At 68.8% G+C, this 15,712-nt stretch carries 15 protein-coding genes and 1 riboswitch; of the genes, 10 read left to right on the top strand and 5 right to left on the bottom strand.

From position 1 onward, the window contains the following. Window positions 1–3: 3 nt before the first annotated feature. The 3 genes from DFJ64_RS00665 to DFJ64_RS00655 form a co-directional block, all read right to left on the bottom strand. Entirely contained in the window at window positions 4–1,605 is a 1,602-nt protein-coding gene (locus DFJ64_RS00665; RefSeq protein WP_115848674.1) for an ABC transporter ATP-binding protein, read from the bottom strand. After that, entirely contained in the window at window positions 1,602–2,222 is a 621-nt protein-coding gene (locus tag DFJ64_RS00660; RefSeq protein ID WP_115848673.1) for an ECF transporter S component, read from the bottom strand. The genes DFJ64_RS00665 and DFJ64_RS00660 overlap by 4 nt, the downstream gene beginning before the upstream one ends. A 116-nt stretch (window positions 2,223–2,338) precedes the next feature. Then, a riboswitch (TPP riboswitch) is annotated at window positions 2,339–2,456 on the bottom strand. 183 nt (window positions 2,457–2,639) lie between these two features. Next, window positions 2,640–3,275 (bottom strand): TIGR03085 family metal-binding protein, encoded by a 636-nt coding sequence (locus DFJ64_RS00655; RefSeq protein ID WP_115848672.1) that lies wholly within the window; start codon window positions 3,273–3,275, stop codon window positions 2,640–2,642. A gap of 93 nt (window positions 3,276–3,368) precedes the next feature. On the opposite strand from DFJ64_RS00655, the gene DFJ64_RS00650 reads away from it, so the two are divergent. Continuing rightward, entirely contained in the window at window positions 3,369–3,548 is a 180-nt protein-coding gene (locus DFJ64_RS00650; RefSeq protein WP_115848671.1) for a hypothetical protein, read from the top strand. Between the two features lie 36 nt (window positions 3,549–3,584). Here DFJ64_RS00650 and DFJ64_RS00645 read toward each other — a convergent pair whose 3' ends face one another. Beyond that, on the bottom strand, window positions 3,585–6,746 hold the full coding sequence (locus DFJ64_RS00645; protein WP_245940869.1) for a GH92 family glycosyl hydrolase: 3,162 nt from the start codon (window positions 6,744–6,746) through the stop codon (window positions 3,585–3,587). 391 nt (window positions 6,747–7,137) lie between these two features. Here DFJ64_RS00645 and hisI point away from each other — a divergent pair, with 391 nt between their 5' ends. The 4 genes from hisI to DFJ64_RS00625 all read left to right on the top strand — a co-directional run bounded on the left by hisI (window position 7,138) and on the right by DFJ64_RS00625 (window position 10,029). Then, window positions 7,138–7,503, top strand: coding sequence for a phosphoribosyl-AMP cyclohydrolase (gene hisI, locus DFJ64_RS00640; protein ID WP_245940868.1), 366 nt, complete (start codon window positions 7,138–7,140; stop codon window positions 7,501–7,503). After that, window positions 7,500–9,050 (top strand): anthranilate synthase component I, encoded by a 1,551-nt coding sequence (locus tag DFJ64_RS00635; RefSeq protein WP_115848670.1) that lies wholly within the window; start codon window positions 7,500–7,502, stop codon window positions 9,048–9,050. Before hisI ends, DFJ64_RS00635 begins: the two co-directional genes overlap by 4 nt. Then, window positions 9,047–9,619, top strand: a complete 573-nt coding sequence (locus DFJ64_RS00630) for a Trp biosynthesis-associated membrane protein (RefSeq protein WP_115848669.1) — start codon at window positions 9,047–9,049, stop codon at window positions 9,617–9,619. The genes DFJ64_RS00635 and DFJ64_RS00630 overlap by 4 nt, the downstream gene beginning before the upstream one ends. 134 nt (window positions 9,620–9,753) lie before the next feature. Then, complete coding sequence (locus tag DFJ64_RS00625; RefSeq protein WP_115851701.1) at window positions 9,754–10,029, top strand: HGxxPAAW family protein; 276 nt, start codon at window positions 9,754–9,756, stop codon at window positions 10,027–10,029. A gap of 61 nt (window positions 10,030–10,090) precedes the next feature. Here the strand turns inward: DFJ64_RS00625 and DFJ64_RS19305 are convergent, their stop codons facing one another. After that, window positions 10,091–10,240, bottom strand: a complete 150-nt coding sequence (locus DFJ64_RS19305; protein WP_170152454.1) for a hypothetical protein — start codon at window positions 10,238–10,240, stop codon at window positions 10,091–10,093. Between the two features lie 517 nt (window positions 10,241–10,757). Here DFJ64_RS19305 and DFJ64_RS00620 point away from each other — a divergent pair. The 5 genes from DFJ64_RS00620 (at window position 10,758) to DFJ64_RS00600 (ending at window position 15,677) form a co-directional block, all read left to right on the top strand. Further along, window positions 10,758–11,681, top strand: a complete 924-nt coding sequence (locus tag DFJ64_RS00620) for a DUF6772 family protein (protein ID WP_115848668.1) — start codon at window positions 10,758–10,760, stop codon at window positions 11,679–11,681. 4 nt (window positions 11,682–11,685) lie between these two features. Beyond that, window positions 11,686–12,030: a hypothetical protein gene (locus DFJ64_RS00615; RefSeq protein WP_115848667.1), complete on the top strand. Its 345-nt coding sequence runs from the start codon at window positions 11,686–11,688 to the stop codon at window positions 12,028–12,030. A gap of 43 nt (window positions 12,031–12,073) precedes the next feature. Continuing rightward, window positions 12,074–13,600 (top strand): ABC transporter substrate-binding protein, encoded by a 1,527-nt coding sequence (locus DFJ64_RS00610; RefSeq protein ID WP_115848666.1) that lies wholly within the window; start codon window positions 12,074–12,076, stop codon window positions 13,598–13,600. 68 nt (window positions 13,601–13,668) lie between these two features. Beyond that, complete coding sequence (locus DFJ64_RS00605; protein ID WP_115848665.1) at window positions 13,669–14,748, top strand: LacI family DNA-binding transcriptional regulator; 1,080 nt, start codon at window positions 13,669–13,671, stop codon at window positions 14,746–14,748. Continuing rightward, window positions 14,748–15,677 (top strand): ABC transporter permease, encoded by a 930-nt coding sequence (locus DFJ64_RS00600; protein ID WP_115848664.1) that lies wholly within the window; start codon window positions 14,748–14,750, stop codon window positions 15,675–15,677. Before DFJ64_RS00605 ends, DFJ64_RS00600 begins: the two co-directional genes overlap by 1 nt. Window positions 15,678–15,712: the final 35 nt, after the last annotated feature.

Raw genomic sequence — 15,712 nt, 5'->3', positions numbered from 1 at the left:
CCGTCAGCCCGCCGCTGACATCACCGATCCAGTCCTGACCGCGATCTCACGGTCGGCCACGGCGGTGACGAACTCGACGTCATGGCTCACGCAGCACAGAGCGTGACCGGTGTCGCGGAGCTCGCCGAGCAAGTCCACCATCTCCGACCAGGTTCGCCGGTCCTGCCCGAACGTCGGCTCATCCAGCACCAGCACGGTCGGCATGCTGGCGAGCGCGGTCGCCACCGACAGCCGCCGCTTCTCCCCACCTGACAGGGTGAAGGGATTCGCGTCGGCGACGTGGACGAGCTGCAAGCGCTCGAGCAGAGTGTCCACGATGCCGCGGGTCTCGCTCGCGGACCGACCGGCAGCCCGAGGCCCCAAGGCGAGCTCGGCGCGGACGGTCCCGGTGAGGAACTGGTGCTCGGGATTCTGGAAGACCGTGCCGACGGCACACACGAGGTCGCGTGCCCGCCATCGATGCAGCGGCCGCCCCAGGATGCGACGATCAATCGTCGCGCGACCGTTCGTCAGTGACCGCACACGGTCGTGGAGGCCGGCTCCGGCCCGGGCCTCCCCCGCGGTGGGCGCGAGCAAACCGGCAAGCAGCATGGCGAGCGTGGACTTGCCCGACCCGTTGGGTCCCGTCACGGCCACGATCTCACCCGCGCGGAGGCACACGGATGCCTCGCTGACCGCCTCCCGTGCGGCGCCGGGGTAGGTGTAGGAGAGCCGGTCACCGACGAGCAACTCCTCGCCGTCGATCGCCCGAGGCCGACGGCGGTCGACGGGTCGTGGACTCGGCGTCCACACACCGGCGGCGGCCAGGCGGTCGGCCTCGCGGGTGAAGACGGTCGTCGCCGGGCCGTCCGCCAGCAGCTCTCCTTGCCGATCCAGGACGATCACCCGGTCGACCAGATCGAGCCAGTCCTCGACACGGTGGTCGACGACGACGAGAGTCGTTCGCCGGTCGTCCACCAGCCGGGCGATGGTCGACCGCACGAGGGTGGCGCCCTCCGGGTCGAGGTTCGCGGTGGGCTCGTCCAGCAGCAGAAGCGAAGGCTGCAAGGCGATGATGCCGGCGAGGACCAGCCGCTGCTTCTCGCCGCCGGAGAGCCGGCCAGTGGGGTGATCGCGGTCGTAGGGGAATCCCACGCGAGCGAGGGCGGCGTCCACCCGCGGCCAGATCTCTTCGGTGGGCACGGCGTGGTTCTCCAGCCCGAAGGCCACGTCGTCACCGGCTCGCGCCATGACCAACTGCGTCTCCGGGTCTTGGAAAACCATGCCGATCCGGTCACGCACGTGCACCGGGGGCGCGTCGTCGACCAGGAGCGTTCCCTCCGTCTCACCCGCCTGGTCGGTGTCGAGCAGCCCAGCCAGGCCAGCGAGCAAGGTGCTCTTGCCCGCGCCGGAGGGCCCGGCGAGCAGCACACGCTCGCCGGGATCCACCGACAGGTCGAGATTGCGGATCGCCCACGTGGTACGCCCGGCGTGTCGGTAGCCCCATCCTCGAGCCGCGATCCGGGCCGGCGTGCGGCGTGCCGCACCATGATGATCCCGACGCGGCCCACAGTCCTCGCGTGTGCCTGGGTCTCGAACGAGCTTCTGGCTCAGCCCGTACCTCATGTCGCCGACTGCTCACGGCCAGAGGCGAAGGGCGCCAGCACGCCGGTGCGAGCCAGCGCTCGGACCAGGAGGAGGCTTCCGCCACCCGCGAGCGCCAGGCTGCTGAGCACCACGAGGACGCCGTAGACGAGCATCCAGCTCGGTGCCCACCCGGCGTTGTAGAGGACGTTGTCGAGGATCGCCGGGACGAGCCCCGCACCGACGCCCGCCAGGAGGGCGACGGTGGGACGCCACGAGCGATACCGGAAGGTCGCGTAGACCACTTCGGCGCCGAGGCCTTGGAGCAGGCCGTACAGGATGATCATTGTGGGCGCCGGCGCGCCGAAGAACACCGAGACGGAGGCGGCGACGAGCTCGGTGAAGACCGCGGCACCAGGCTTACGGACGACGAGACCGCCCAGGACGCCCGGTACCAGCCACATGCCGTACAGGAACGCTTGCGCTGGTGGGAACCCGGTGAACACAGGGCTGGTCGCCGCCCACAACGCGTTCCAACCGGCGAAGACGACGCCGAACGCGACCCCGATCACGGCCGCGACGATGATGTCGACGGTACGCCAGCGGGTAGGAGTGGCCGACCCGCCACTCCGTGTCCCCGCCGTGCTCTGCGGACTCATCCGATTGCCCTCCCTGCTGCGTGCAGGACGGCGGGGAGAGCGAAGGTGACGAGATTCGGCGACATCGCCGCCACACCCGCCCCCTGCTGGTGAGGGAGGGTGTGTGGCACGTCGCCGTGCCTGACAGCCCGACTCCCTGCGCTGGCATTACCCAGATCAGGTTCATAGGGTCTGCGGGTCGCCACAACGGTGGTCCCGCACTCTCAGCGCCTACGCGCTCCCCTGTCGTCTGCACACTGTGTGGTTGAGTGTCGGCGCCTCGCGCCGTGTGGGCGACCGCGCGAGGCGCGGCGCCCTGGGCGAAGGGTAACACGGGGTGCGACTCTCGCCGATGTCCAGCGGCGGACAGGCACCGCCCGTCAAGTCGGGTTGACCTCGTGCACACGACGGGACCGGTCGGAGCGTGGTGCGCTGCCGCTACACGCCGAGCGGCGCGTGGGCGAGGGCCTCGATGGCCTCCGAAGGACCGCGCAACGCGACGTCCGCGACCGACGTCCGGCCGAAGGCGTAGAGCGTCAGCTCACTCGGCTTGCCCTCGAGCACCGCCGTCGGCTCGCCGCCTCGGACACGCACCGTTGGGCCGTCCGGTCGGACGAGGAGGACGCCCACGGCGGCTCGTCGGAACAAGAATCGGCCCGCGCGGGTGAGGCGCCGCCAGAGGAACTCCTCCAGGTCGTCGGGGAGCTCGCGCGGCTGCCACGTCGGCTGAGCGCGCCGTACGTCCTCGTGATGGACGAAGAACTCGGTCGTGTTGAGCTCTCGGTCCACAGCGCCGACCCGCGCCGGAGACCACCGTGGCGGGCCGCTACGAACCCGCTCCACGAGCGTCGCGTAGTCCGTTCGTCGCACGAGGTCGTCCATGGCCGCCTTGGTGCGGGGGGCCAGCGGGCCGAGCACGATGCCGGCGGCGGCGAGCACATCGCTCTCGCGGACCACGAGGTGCGCGGCGAGGTGAGCCGTCGTCCAGCCCGCGCACAACGTCGGGGCGTCGGGGCCGACAGCCATGAGCAGGTCGGCCAGGGCGTGACGTTCGGCGCGTGCGTGCTCGGTCATGCTCCGATCGTAGGCGGAAGGTCCCTTCGCTTCGGGGCACCGCCGACGGACACTGGGGAAGACAAGCCGCGAGAACGCCGAGGAGGAGCCACCATGGGCGAACGGCCACCGTCCAGCGACCGCCGCCCGCAGCGACGCCGCGAGGAGGTCGACCAGCTCGGCGGAGAACCAGTCTGCTGGCTTCCACGCGTGTGTCCCGAGTGCGGCCGGCTGGCCGAGAACGAGCCGCCCACCCGGTGTGAGAACTGCGGAACGCTCATCACGCTCGACTGACGGCGGGAACGCCTGGCCGGCGAGCCGGCGTCCGGCTCACTCCTGTCGCGTCAACAGCTCGATCTCGGCGAGCCACACCGGCTCCTCGTCGGCCCATTCGAAGCGATACCTCAGGTAGGCCCCGGGACGGCGCACCCGGAACGGCCGAACCTGGCACCGCCACGGGAAGCGCTCGCCGTGACGCTCGTCGATCACCTCCCAGCGCTCGCCATCGAGAGAGCCTTTGAGCACCCACGCGGAGGGGTCTTTGTCCGGCTCCCCTGAAGTCAGGGTGTAGAACTCGACGCACCGCGGCTCAGGAAGCCGGTACTCCACGAAGCCGGCAGGGTTGAGGCGGGTTGCGGTCGAGGACGAGTTGTCGAACAGCGCGGCCACGTCCACCTCGTCGCTCGCCGTCGCTTGGCCGATGCCAGGGCCGGTGACGTCCACCAAGGGACGAGGGGGACCGCCGTCGGTGGTGATCGAGGGCGGGGCGCTGTCCGGACCGGTTCCCCAGCGAGACGGTCGCGGTCCCATGGTGAACTCCAGCACCGCACCGGCCGCCACCACGTCATGCTCGATCCAGGTCCGCTCGTACGGCTTGCCGTTGAGGCGGACGCTTTGCACGTAGACGTTCTCCGGACTGTTGTTCGGCGCGGAGATGACGAGGTCGTTGCCGTTCTCCAAGTGCACGACCGCCTTGGTGAACAGCGGTGACCCGATGACGTAGATGGGTCGCCCGACCTGCAGCGGGTACAGCCCCAGCGCGCTGAAGATCCACCACGCCGACATCTCGCCGTTGTCCTCGTCACCGGGATAGCCCTGCCCGATCTCGCTGCCCAGGTAGAGCCGGGCCAGCACCTCCCGGACCTTCTCCTGCGTCTTCCACGGGGCAGGCGTGTAGGCGTACATGTAGGCGATGTGGTGGGCCGGCTGGTTGCTGTGGCCGTACATGCCCATCCGGACATCCCGGGCCTCGACCATCTCGTGGATGACCGTGCGATAGGAGCCCTTGACGGCGGCGTCGCCGGTCTCCGGCGTCGCGAAGAACTCGTCCAGCTTCGCCTCCAGTCGTTCGGGGCCGCCATAGAGCCAGGCCAGACCAGCGCCGTCATGGGGGACGTGGAACGCCATGTTCCAGGCGTTCGTCTCGGTGTAGTCGAACCCCCAGATGCGCGGGTCGAACTCCTCCGGTGGCAGCCGTCGGCGACCGTCGGCGTACCTGCCTTGGAAGAAGCCGACGGCAGGGTCGAACAGATGGACGTAGTTGAGCGAGCGGTGCAGGAAGTAGACGGACTCGTCGAGGTACCGGCTCCGGAGCGGTTCGGTGGCTCGCTCCGCCAAGGCGCGTGCCAACATCGCGATCCCGAAGTCGTTGATGTGGTTGTCCATGGCCCACGACATCGCCTCCGCCGTGGACTCCACCGACGGGTAGCCGAGAAAGACCGCGCTGTCGAAGCCCTTCCGGCCGACGTGGTCATTGGGCGGTCGCACGGTCGCGTTCTTCAGCGCGGCCTCGTACGCCAGGTGCGGGTCGAAGCCCGGAACCCCCCGCAAGGCGGCGTCGGCGAACGCGACGTCAGAGCTCGTGCCGACCATGAGGTCGGCGTAGCCGGGGGAGGACCAGCGGGCGACCCACCCGCCGTCCTCGTACTGGCGCAGGAAGCCTCGCACCAGCTCGCCCGCGGCGGTGGGGCACAGGAGGGCGTAGGCCGGCCAGCAGGTCCGGTAGGTGTCCCAGAAACCGTTGTTGACGAAGACCGTGCCCGGAGCGACGGGCGCGCCGGTGCGCGTCGGGGTGCTCGGCGGCGTGGTGGTGGAGGACTGGACCGCGTGGACGAACGTGGGTTCCTCCACGGTGCCGACGTTCTCGAACGCGGAGTTGGGGTAGAGGAACAGCCGGTAGAGGTTCGAGTACAGCGTCACGAGCTGGTCCTCGGTGGCGTTCTCCACCTCGAGGACGCCGAGCTTGTCGTCCCACAGCCGCTGCGCTCGCTCGCGCACGTCCTCGAACGTGTCGGTCGGCGCGATCTCCAGCGTGAGGTTGGCCTTCGCCTGCTCGATGCTGAGCAGCGACGTGGCGATGCGCATCGTCACGGTCTTGTTGTCCGTCGTGTCGAAGCGAACGTAGCCGGCGGCCTCGGTACGCTCGCCGACGCCAACGGGCCGGCCGTAGGAGGAGACGGGCTGGTCCACGGTGGCGTAGAGGAACATGCGGGTGGCGCCCGTCGAGAGCGGGCTCCGTACGTCCGTGTAGCCGGTGATGACGCCCGCGGCGCCGTCGATCTCCAGGTGAGCGTCGGCGGTCACGTTGTCGAAGAGCAACGTCGATACGTCACCGGTGAACGTGAAGCGCAGGATGGCCGCGTGGTCGGTCGGCGCGATCTCGGCGCGGATGCCGTTGTCGAAGGTCACCGAGTAGTAGTGCGGGCGCGCGACCTCGTTGTCGTGGCTGAAGGTGAGGGCCCGAGCGCGCCGGTCACCGTTCGGGGTGCCAGGGTCGTCGGACGGCATCACCTGGAAGGTCTGCCGATCGCCCATCCACGGGCTGGGCTGGTGGCTGAGGGCGAGGGCTTGGAGCGCGGGGCGGTTGTCGTCGGTGTTGGCGCGGTGGTACTCGTACAGCCAGCTGAGGGAGCCGGCGTCGGTGACCGGCACCCAGAAGTTGAAGCCGTGCGGCACCGCCGTGGCCGGGATCGTGTTGCCCCGGGAGAACGCCGCGCTGGCGTTGGTGCCCCGTGTCGTGAGCACGTAGTCCGATGGTCGGTCGGTGGTCGAACGCCGGCGCCGAGGGCCGATGCGGACGTCGTCGATCCAGCCGCCGAACGACGCGGGACCGGCGGGGTTGTCGTAGGCGAGCAGAATCGCCCTGATCGTCTTGCCGGCGGCCACGTCACCGACCGCCACCCGCTTGGCGTTCCACTGGTCGAGGGAGAGCGTCTTCGACTCGCCCTGCCCGCGCGGCGTGGCCGGGGCGCCGTGGTGGTCGCGCGCGCCGAGCTCGCTGAGCCGGGTGCCGTCGTCGAAGGCGAGGTCGATCGCGATGTACGTCGCCGGCTGGCGTGGGTCGTCGGAGAGCTCGGGGAAGATCAGGTAGGACAGCGTGGTCTCTGGCTGCACCGGGAGATCGACCTCGAACAGCCGGACGGAGGCGGTCGCGGTGCCGTCGACCGGATGGCGACCCTCGTACCGCAGCGCCCGCTTCCCTGTGAATCCCACGCCGGTCTTCGCGGTGGGGGAAAAGGCGGGTCCACCGCCGACGGTCACCGTCAGTTCGACACCGCCGGCGGGCGAGGGCGATGGCGTGGTGGTAGCGAGCGGTTGAGGATCACCGGCCTCGAAGGAGGTCGAGAACGTGGTCGTCGACTGGCTCGACGAGCAGGAGAGGTTCGACGAGGCGGAAGGGTTCGTATCACCGGTCAGCGACGTGGCCATGGTGCTGCAGCCTGCCACGCGCGGGCTCGACGTGGGAACGGGCGTGCCGCCACCTGGCCGTCGCCGCCGGTCGGCACCGCCCGGCCAGCGTGGAGGCCGCGGCGATGAGCCGCCGGGTGATCGACCGGCCACCCGACCAAACAGGCGGTCGTGGGGACGGGCGAGAATGACGGACGTGCCTGGAAGACCGAGCGGGCTCGCGCCGGAGATCGCCGCGCGCCTGAAGCGAGACGCGAACGGGCTCATCGTGGCCGTCGTCCAGCAGTACGACACCGGTGAGGTCCTCATGGTCGGCTGGATGGACGACGAGGCGTTGCACCGCACGCTCACCACCGGGCGTACGACGTTCTGGAGTCGGAGCCGGCGAACGTACTGGGTCAAAGGCGAGACATCCGGGCACCGGCAGTGGGTCAAAGAGGTGCGGCTCGACTGCGACGGTGACACCGTGCTCGTCCGGGTTGACCAGGAAGGCCCGGCCTGTCACACCGGCGCACGGACCTGCTTCGACCAGGGCCTGCTCGACGTCGAGGGGAACGCATGACCGAGTTGGGATCCACCACTCCTGATCTCGCGACGTTCCGCGCGCTCGCCTTGGGCCAGCCGGTCCCCGGTGAGGACACACCACGAGCGGGTGGCCGCAAGCATCGGGTCATCCCGGTGACTCGCCGGTTGATGGCCGACGCCGAGACCCCACTCGGCGTCTACGCCAAGCTGGCCCGCGACGAGCCGGGCACGTTCCTGCTGGAGTCCGCCGAGCAGGGCGGTGTCTGGGGCCGTTACTCCTTCGTGGGGGTGCGCTCCGCCGCCACCCTCACCGAGCGCGACGGCGTGGCCCGCTGGCTCGGCGCACCGCCGGTGGGACTCCCTGAGGGCGGTGATCCGCTCGAGGCGGTGCGTCACACGATCGCTCGCCTCTACACTCCGCGCATGCCTGGCCTGCCGCCCTTGACGAGCGGTCTGGTCGGCTACATCGGCTACGACGCGGTCCGCAGGCTCGAACGGCTTCCCGAGCTCGCGACGGACGACCTCCGGCTGCCCGAGCTGGCCCTCATGCTGGTCACTGACCTCGCGGTGCTCGACCACGAGGACGGCACCCTGCTCCTCGTCGCCAACGCGGTCAACTGGGACGACACCGACGAACGCGTCGACCAGGCGTGGGAGGACGCGGTGCAGCGGCTGGACGCGATGACCAAGGCGCTCGCCCAGCCCACGCCGTCGTTCGTGGTGACCGCCGACCTCACCGCCGAGGTGACCTACGAGCGGCGCAGAACACCCGAGGAGCACATGGCGGCCGTCGAGCGCGCCAAAGAGCAGATCCGCGCGGGCGAGGCTTTCCAAGTCGTGGTGTCCCAGCGGTTCGAGCGCCGTACGACGGCCCGCGCGTTCGACGTCTATCGGGTCCTGCGTCTGTCCAACCCGTCGCCGTACATGTACCTCCTGCGGTTCGACGACTTCGACGTCGTGGGGTCGAGTCCGGAGGCGCTGGTCACGGTGACCGGGGAGCGGGTCATGACGCACCCCATCGCCGGCACTCGGCCCCGTGGCGCCACGCCGGAGGAAGACCACGCCCTCGAGATGGAGCTGCGGGCCGACGAGAAGGAGCGCGCCGAGCACCTCATGCTCGTCGACCTCGGCCGCAACGACTTGGGCCGAGTCTGTGCTCCGGGGACGGTCGAGGTGGTCGACTTCATGACGGTGCGGCGCTACAGCCATGTCATGCACCTGGAGTCCACCGTCGTGGGCCGACTCGCGGAGGGGCGAACGGGGTTCGACGCGCTCTGCGCCTGCTTCCCGGCTGGCACTCTCTCCGGCGCGCCCAAGCCACGCGCCATGGAGATCATCGAAGAGCTCGAGCCCACCCGGCGCGGGCTCTACGGCGGCATTGTCGGGTACTTCGACTTTGCCGGCGACGTCGACGCCGCCATCGCGATCCGGACGGCGCTGCTGCGGGACGGTGTGGCGTACGTCCAAGCCGGCGGTGGAATCGTGGCCGACTCTGACCCGGCGGCCGAGGACGCCGAGACCCGCAACAAGGCGGCTGCCGCGCTTCGGGCCGTCGCGATCGCCGAGACGTTCGCACAACCATGACCGGGCGCAGGGAGATGACGATCGCGGCCCTGGCGATCCTGGTGGGGGCGGTGGCGGTGCTGCTCGCCGTGAGCCAGACGTGGGTCACGGCGGCGTGGACTGCGCCTGACTACCCACGTGTGTGGGTGCGCCTCGACGGGGGCGACGCCTCACCGGTGGCCCGCGCGTGCGGGTATGTCGCCTTGGCCGGAGTGGTCGCGCTGGTCGCGACCCGCAGGACCGGTCGCCGGATCGTGGGCGCTCTCCTCGCCCTCGCGGGCCTGGGCGTGGTCGTGGCGTGTGGCTTCTTCTGGTGGCTCGGGGACGTGGTCGCCGACTCCGCTCTCACCCACGCCGCGGGCGAGTCGACGCTTGGCGTCGTGGCCTCCGACATCACGACGACCGGCTGGCCCCTTCTCGCGGTCGCTGGTGGCGTGCTGATCACCGGGGCGGGCGTGTGGGCGACGGCCCGGGGTCCGCAGTGGCCGGCGCTGGGGTTGCGCTACGAGGCGCCGACGACCCGGCGTCACGCCGACGACGACCCATGGACGGCGCTCGACAAGGGCGAGGACCCGACACTCGGGGCTTGAGCGCCCTCACCGGACGAGTCCGGTCACGGAGCCGTCCCGCCGGCGTGGACGTCCCGCGCAGCCCTCACCCCCGGCGCACTGCGCCCGGTCCGGCCGGCCACAATGGGGGCGGGACCGGGAAGGAGATGAGCGACATGGCGCAGCAGCACCACCACCCGCACCTGCATGGCGGGCAGAGCCACGGCAACAGCCCCGCCGCGTGGACCGCGGTGACGATCATCATCATCGGCGCCATCGTCGCCGGCGTCGCGGTCGCCATGGGGAACTGGGTGCTCTTCGGCGTGGGCGCGGTCGGCCTTCCCCTTGTGGGCTTGATCGTCGGACGCGTCATGGCCAGCATGGGGCTGGGCGGCCGACCCAACGCGCGGCACCCTCGCGAGGAAGTCGAGTCCTCCGCGGAGACCGCCTGACGTCCACCGCAGCGTCTGGCCGGATCGCCCTTGGCGGCCCCGTGGTCGGTGGCTCGCTCGGTCACGTCGCGAGGGCGGACGCGGTCGTGTGACACCACGCGACGATCGCGTCGATGTCGACCGGGCCACTCGTGTCGACCCGGTACACAGGCCCGAGCCCGAGCGGCTCGGCGTCGGCGACCATCCGTGCCCACTCGTCGTCCCGGCTCATCATGGGCGCCGTGGATGGGGTACCGGCTCGGGAAGCGCGTGACGTACCTCTCCAGGACAGCTCCGGGGAGACATCGCACCAGACCTCGAGCGGACACGTCACACCGGCGTGCGCCTCCTTGATGACGTCCTTGCCGAACAGTGGAAGGGCCAGCGCTTCCGCCAGTCGCGGCGCGAGTGTGGACGTGCCGCGGTGGCCGGCATGCCGTTGACGAGGACGACGAGTCTGGCCTGACGTGGCACGCCGGCAGCATAGGGCACTACGTGATCGTCTCGGGGAGTGACCGCGCTCCGCCATCGATTAGTCTCGGAGAGCGCCGCGAGGACACCCGTGGGAATGGCTGGTCCAGGACGAGGCGCGCGGCCAGCCTTGACGAGCCTATGACGCGCTCATAATCTTCCTGCCACCTCAACGTTAACGTTCACGTAGCTCAAGCCGCCTTCAGTGCGTGAACGTTCACCGTCCGACGTGAAAGGGTGACCTTTTGGCGCCTGGAATCACTGTCTCGGTTGACGACGTGCGGCGGGCGATCCAATCGGCCGACGCCCGGCTCTCCCGCTTCAATCCGCTGCCGCGAATTCTCTGCTACGACGACTTCAATACCGGCACTCATGGCTGGACCGAACTGATCGGCAACCATGACGAGCGCGGCGACCTCGCGACCGTCGACGACCACATGCGCGATTTCCGACCGCCCCAGCTGAGCGCGTGCAACTTCTTCGACATCGGGACGCACGGCGCGATGTCGGGGACCTACGCGCTGAAAGTCGCCACCAAGCCAATCGCCGGGCACACCGCGGTGGCGATCCGCAGGCTCACGATGGCCGGTCGGGGTCGTGTCCAGTTCGAGACCTACTTCACCTACAAGGCGGAGGCGGCCTCAGCGGAGAACCGTGCCTACGAACAGGCGGGTAGCGGCGGCTGGGATGCCAACTTCCATCCGTCAGAGACTCAGTTCGGCGCGTTCACCGTGGCCACCGACATCTGTGACGGCACCCGCTACCACACGGTGATGCGCTATCTCAACACGAACCTCGAGAACAAGCTGGTCCGGCAGTGGGTCTATCCCACGGTTCCCGAGCCGACGCCTCGGGAGCATCTCCAGGGCAAGATCAAGCTGCCCCGACTGGCGGACTTCACCGCCCCGAACCCAAAGGACTGGCATCCGATCGGCGAGCCTCAGGAGCTCTGCTACAACGAGGTGCCCACCAAGGTCAACTGGCACTACCTGCGGTGGGTCATCGACACCTCGACCCGCAAGAACGTCGAGCTGCAGGTCAACGATCGGGTGATGGACCTCTCCGAGGTTCCCGTCCCGGTGTACGAGGAGTCCTATGGCTCGCTGCACAACCTGCTGAACTTCTACGTCAGCGTTCGCACGCACACCAACGTCCGGAACTTCCTGTACCTCGACTCGATCCTGATCTCGACGGATTGGTGAGCCCATGCGCAATTCGATGACGGCAGTGCTGGAACGGGACGGCGTCACTGGTCCTGACTACACCACCGAGCCGTACGAGGTCGCATGGGCGGGTGAGGCACGGTGGTTCGTGCGCACCCTCGAGTTCCCGGAAGGAATCGAGGGCGTCGACTTCCGGGTTCAGGTGTCGCCGGACGGCTTGTACTGGTGTGACATCGACGAGACTGTCCACACCGTCGTCACGCCTGGGGTCGCGACGTGGACGACGCGTGAGTTCGGCGGCTGGCTGAGGCTCCACGCGACGGTACGCGGGCCCGCGGCGGCCGGCACCCAGGTGCCCATGCTCATCTATCTCGCTCTCAAGGAATGAGAGCGACTCACGACTGGCCGCGAGCCAAGGTGAGGAGACGAACATGATCAACGACGTGACGGTGAGCCGTCGGCAGTTCTTGAGCATCGCGGGGATCGGAGCTGCGAGCGCTTTTCTCGCCTCGTGCGGAGTCAGCGGAGGTGACGCGAAGCAGGCGGAGAAAGCGCTGCGCGCCTGCTTCGCCCAACCGATCACCGACCTCGATCCGCTGAGCGCGACGACGACGGTGGACGAGCCCGCGCTCATGGCTCGCCGGCTGATCTTCGACACGCTCGTCCGCCGGGTGGGCGACGAGATCACGCCCGCGTTGGCGACGTCGTGGGAGCAGCCGGACGAGGAGACGTGGGTCTTCAAGATCCGTGACGACGTCACGTTCCACGACGGGACCAGACTGACCGCCCACGATGTGGTGGCCACGATCAACCGGGCCACGTCGACGACGACCAACCTGTCGCCGTTGTGGGAGGCGGTGACGTCCGCTGAGGCGACAGACGACACCACGGTCACCATCAAGACTGACGGCCCACTGGGCACGTTGTTGGTGAACTTGACCCTGCTCTTCATCACGCCCAAGGACCGTCTCGAGGAACCCGGGTTCTTTCGTAAGCCGGTGGGCAGCGGTCCGTTCCGGGTCCAGTCCTTCACCCCCTCATCGAAGCTGGAGCTCGTGCGCTGGGACGACTACTGGGATGAGAAGGCGCTCCAGCCGAAGGTCGAGCTGCCGTACATCCCGGAGACGTCGACCGCGATCACCTCGCTCCTCAGGGGCGACATCGACGTGTTCTGGCCGGTCCCGCCGGACCAGGTCCAAGACGTCGAGGGCAAGAACGGCGTCAAGCTGGAGCGAGAGCCCAGCTGGGTCTACTTCCTGATGTGGTTCAACTGCAGCCGCGAGCCGTTCACCGACGCGCGGGTACGTCGGGCGATGTGGCACGCCCTCGATCTCACCAGCATCGTCGCCGAGCTCTACGGCGAGTCCGCCACGGTGATGGACGCCCCGATCCCGTCCTCGGTGTTCGGGGCGGCCGCGCAGCAGCCCTACGCCTACGACCCGGACAAGGCTCGGAAGCTGTTGGCCGACGCTGGCCTGCCACGCGGGTTCGAGACGTCCCTCATGTGGTTCCCCACGAGCGGCCCGCTGATCTCCGAGCTGGCCCAAGCGATGATCTCCGGCTGGGAGGAGATCGGCATCAAGGTGCGGGCCGAGCAGATCGAGAAGGCCACCTGGCTGGAGCGGCTCAACAAGCTCGACTGGGACCTGGAGCTTCAGACGAACACCGTCACCACCGGTGATGCTGACTTCACCCTCGGCCGGTTGTACACGTCGTCGGCGAACCGGATGGGTTACCAGAACCCCCGGCTCGACAAGCTGCTCGCCGACGCTCGCGCCACGTCCGAGCCCGCCGAGCGGGAGTCGCTGTACGCGGAGGCGTGCAAGATCATCTGGGAGGATGCGGTCGGCATCTTCCCCGCGACGATCGTCACCGTCTACGCGCTGCGCGACTCCGTCCGGGGCTTCGCACCGGTGCCAAGCAACCAGCCGGACCTCGCGAAGGTATCGGTGAGCTAAGCCGCGGCTCGGTCGCGTGGCGGGGGACGGCGCTACGTGACCGAACCGAGCCAGAGAACGGATGCGCCATGAACCCACCGCGACGTGTCAGGCTGCAGGACATCGCTGACTCGCTCGGACTGTCCGTGAACACGGTCTCCCGAGCGCTCGCGGGCAAGAGCGCGGTCAGCGAGCGAACTCGCGCGTTGATCAAGGCCGAGGCGGAACGGCTGGGCTATGTCCCCAACAGCGTGGCTCGCTCGCTCGTGCTCGGCTCGAACATGACCATCGGCGTGGTCATCACGAATCCGTCCAACCCGTTCTACGCGCGCCTGATCAGCGCGATCGAGCAACGGAGCCGTGCCCTCGGCTACTCCCTGCTGCTCATGGTCTCCGAGGAGAACGAGGAGAACGAGCGGCGCGCGGTCGAGACGATGATGCGATGGGGCGTGGACGGAGCGCTGGTGGTGCCGGTCCAGACGGAGGTCGACCACCTGCGGCGGCTCACGTCGGCGGGGACCACCGTCGTGCTCGTCAACCGCGAGCTATCCGGGTTCTCCTGCGACCTAGTAGGCATCGACTACCGACAAGGGGCGTATGACGCCACCACGCATCTGCTCGACTCCGGAGCCGAGCACCTGTGTCTCTTGGAGGAGGACCTCGAGATCTCGCCTGTCAAAGCTCGCATCGAGGGGTTCCGCGAGGCCCTCGCCGAGCGTGGTGTGCCAGAGGATGCGGTCTCGGTGCTGCGAGTGCCGACCAGACGCCGTGAGGCGAGGGCGCTGCCGTGGGAACCCAACGAGTCCTACCAGCTCGCCCGCGAGCTCGTCGGGCAGCTTCCGCGACGCTCGGGCATCCTCGTCGGCAACGACTACTTCGCGCTCGGGGTATACCGGGCGGTGACCGAGGCCCACCGCACGATCGCCACCGACGTGGCCGTCGTCGGCTTCGGTGACCACCCCTTCTCGGCCTACCTGATGCCGGCCTTGAGCAGCGTACGTCTACCCGCCGAGCAAGTCGGGCGCGCCGCCGTCGACCAGCTGGTCGCCCGCTTGTCGAAGCGCGAGTCACCGGACGCTTACACGACTGTCCGCTACTCCTGCCAGCTTGTCGTTCGCGACTCGTCCATCGCTTCCTCGCCGGCCCAGAGTCCGCCTGGAGGCGGCTGATGCTGCGGTTTCTGCTCAGGCGGCTCGTCCAAGCCGCCCTCATCATCTTCGCCTCGTTGAGCGTGGTGTTCTTCATCGTTCGCGTGGTGCCAGGTGACCCAGCGGGGCTCATGCTGGGCTCGTCCGCCACGCCCGAGGATGTCGCGCGCCTGCGTCGTCAGCTGGGCCTGGACCAACCGCTCGGCGTGCAGTACCTCACCTTCCTCTCCCAGGTGTCGCGAGGCGACTTCGGCATCTCGTGGCGGCTCGGTGGCGACGCGCTGGCCAACGTCGCCGAGCGTCTGCCCGCAACCTTGGAGCTCAGCGCGTTCGCTTTGCTCCTGACCGTTCTCATCGGCTTCCCACTCGGCGTCGTCAGCGCTCGCCACGCTGGCTCGTGGCTGGACCGCCTCATCTCGGTGCCAGCCATGGTGGGGCAGGCCCTGCCGTCCTTCTGGGTCGGGGTCATGCTCATCCTGATCTTCTCCCGAACGCTCGACCTCCTGCCACCCACCGCGGACGGAACCGTCGCGGCCCTTCTGATGCCCGCCATCACTCTTGCCCTGCCGTTCCTCGGTTGGCTTGTGCAGCTGGTGCGAAACGGCGCGCTCGGCGAGCTCAACAAGGACTACGTGCGGACTGCGCTCTCGAAAGGGCTGAATCGCCGTGTGGTCTTCTACGGTCACGTGGTCCGGAACATGCTGATTCCGGTCGTCACGTTGCTAGGTCTTTTGATCGGGAACTTCATCGCCAACGCGGTGATCATCGAAGTGGTCTTCGCCTGGCCAGGTATCGGATCACTCATGATCGACTCGATCACCAACCGGGACTACGCGGTGGTCCAGGCGGTGATCATGGTCATCACGATCGCGTACGTGCTGCTGAACCTGCTCGTCGACCTGCTGTACGTCGCGCTCGACCCTCGGTTGAAGCCGGAGCATCTGCGATGACTGCCAACGCCACTGCCGCACCGGCCAACAACGCG

It is taken from the genome of Thermasporomyces composti, from assembly GCF_003386795.1.
In the GTDB taxonomy this organism is placed as follows: domain Bacteria; phylum Actinomycetota; class Actinomycetes; order Propionibacteriales; family Actinopolymorphaceae; genus Thermasporomyces; species Thermasporomyces composti.
The sequence above is the reverse complement of the archived record's forward strand: the minus strand, read 5'-3'. Positions and strand labels throughout refer to the sequence as shown.

Bases quoted from the DNA above. Each gene is read 5' to 3' on its own strand.
- DFJ64_RS00665 (WP_115848674.1), bottom strand. From the start codon at position 1,605: ATGAGGTACGGGCTGAGCCAGAAGCTCGTTCGAGACCCAGGCACACGC.
- DFJ64_RS00660 (WP_115848673.1), bottom strand. From the start codon at position 2,222: ATGAGTCCGCAGAGCACGGCGGGGACACGGAGTGGCGGGTCGGCCACT.
- DFJ64_RS00655 (WP_115848672.1), bottom strand. From the start codon at position 3,275: ATGACCGAGCACGCACGCGCCGAACGTCACGCCCTGGCCGACCTGCTC.
- DFJ64_RS00650 (WP_115848671.1), top strand. From the start codon at position 3,369: ATGGGCGAACGGCCACCGTCCAGCGACCGCCGCCCGCAGCGACGCCGC.
- DFJ64_RS00635 (WP_115848670.1), top strand. From the start codon at position 7,500: ATGACCGAGTTGGGATCCACCACTCCTGATCTCGCGACGTTCCGCGCG.
- DFJ64_RS00630 (WP_115848669.1), top strand. From the start codon at position 9,047: ATGACCGGGCGCAGGGAGATGACGATCGCGGCCCTGGCGATCCTGGTG.
- DFJ64_RS00625 (WP_115851701.1), top strand. From the start codon at position 9,754: ATGGCGCAGCAGCACCACCACCCGCACCTGCATGGCGGGCAGAGCCAC.
- DFJ64_RS19305 (WP_170152454.1), bottom strand. From the start codon at position 10,240: ATGAGCCGGGACGACGAGTGGGCACGGATGGTCGCCGACGCCGAGCCG.
- DFJ64_RS00615 (WP_115848667.1), top strand. From the start codon at position 11,686: ATGCGCAATTCGATGACGGCAGTGCTGGAACGGGACGGCGTCACTGGT.
- DFJ64_RS00610 (WP_115848666.1), top strand. From the start codon at position 12,074: ATGATCAACGACGTGACGGTGAGCCGTCGGCAGTTCTTGAGCATCGCG.
- DFJ64_RS00605 (WP_115848665.1), top strand. From the start codon at position 13,669: ATGAACCCACCGCGACGTGTCAGGCTGCAGGACATCGCTGACTCGCTC.
- DFJ64_RS00600 (WP_115848664.1), top strand. From the start codon at position 14,748: ATGCTGCGGTTTCTGCTCAGGCGGCTCGTCCAAGCCGCCCTCATCATC.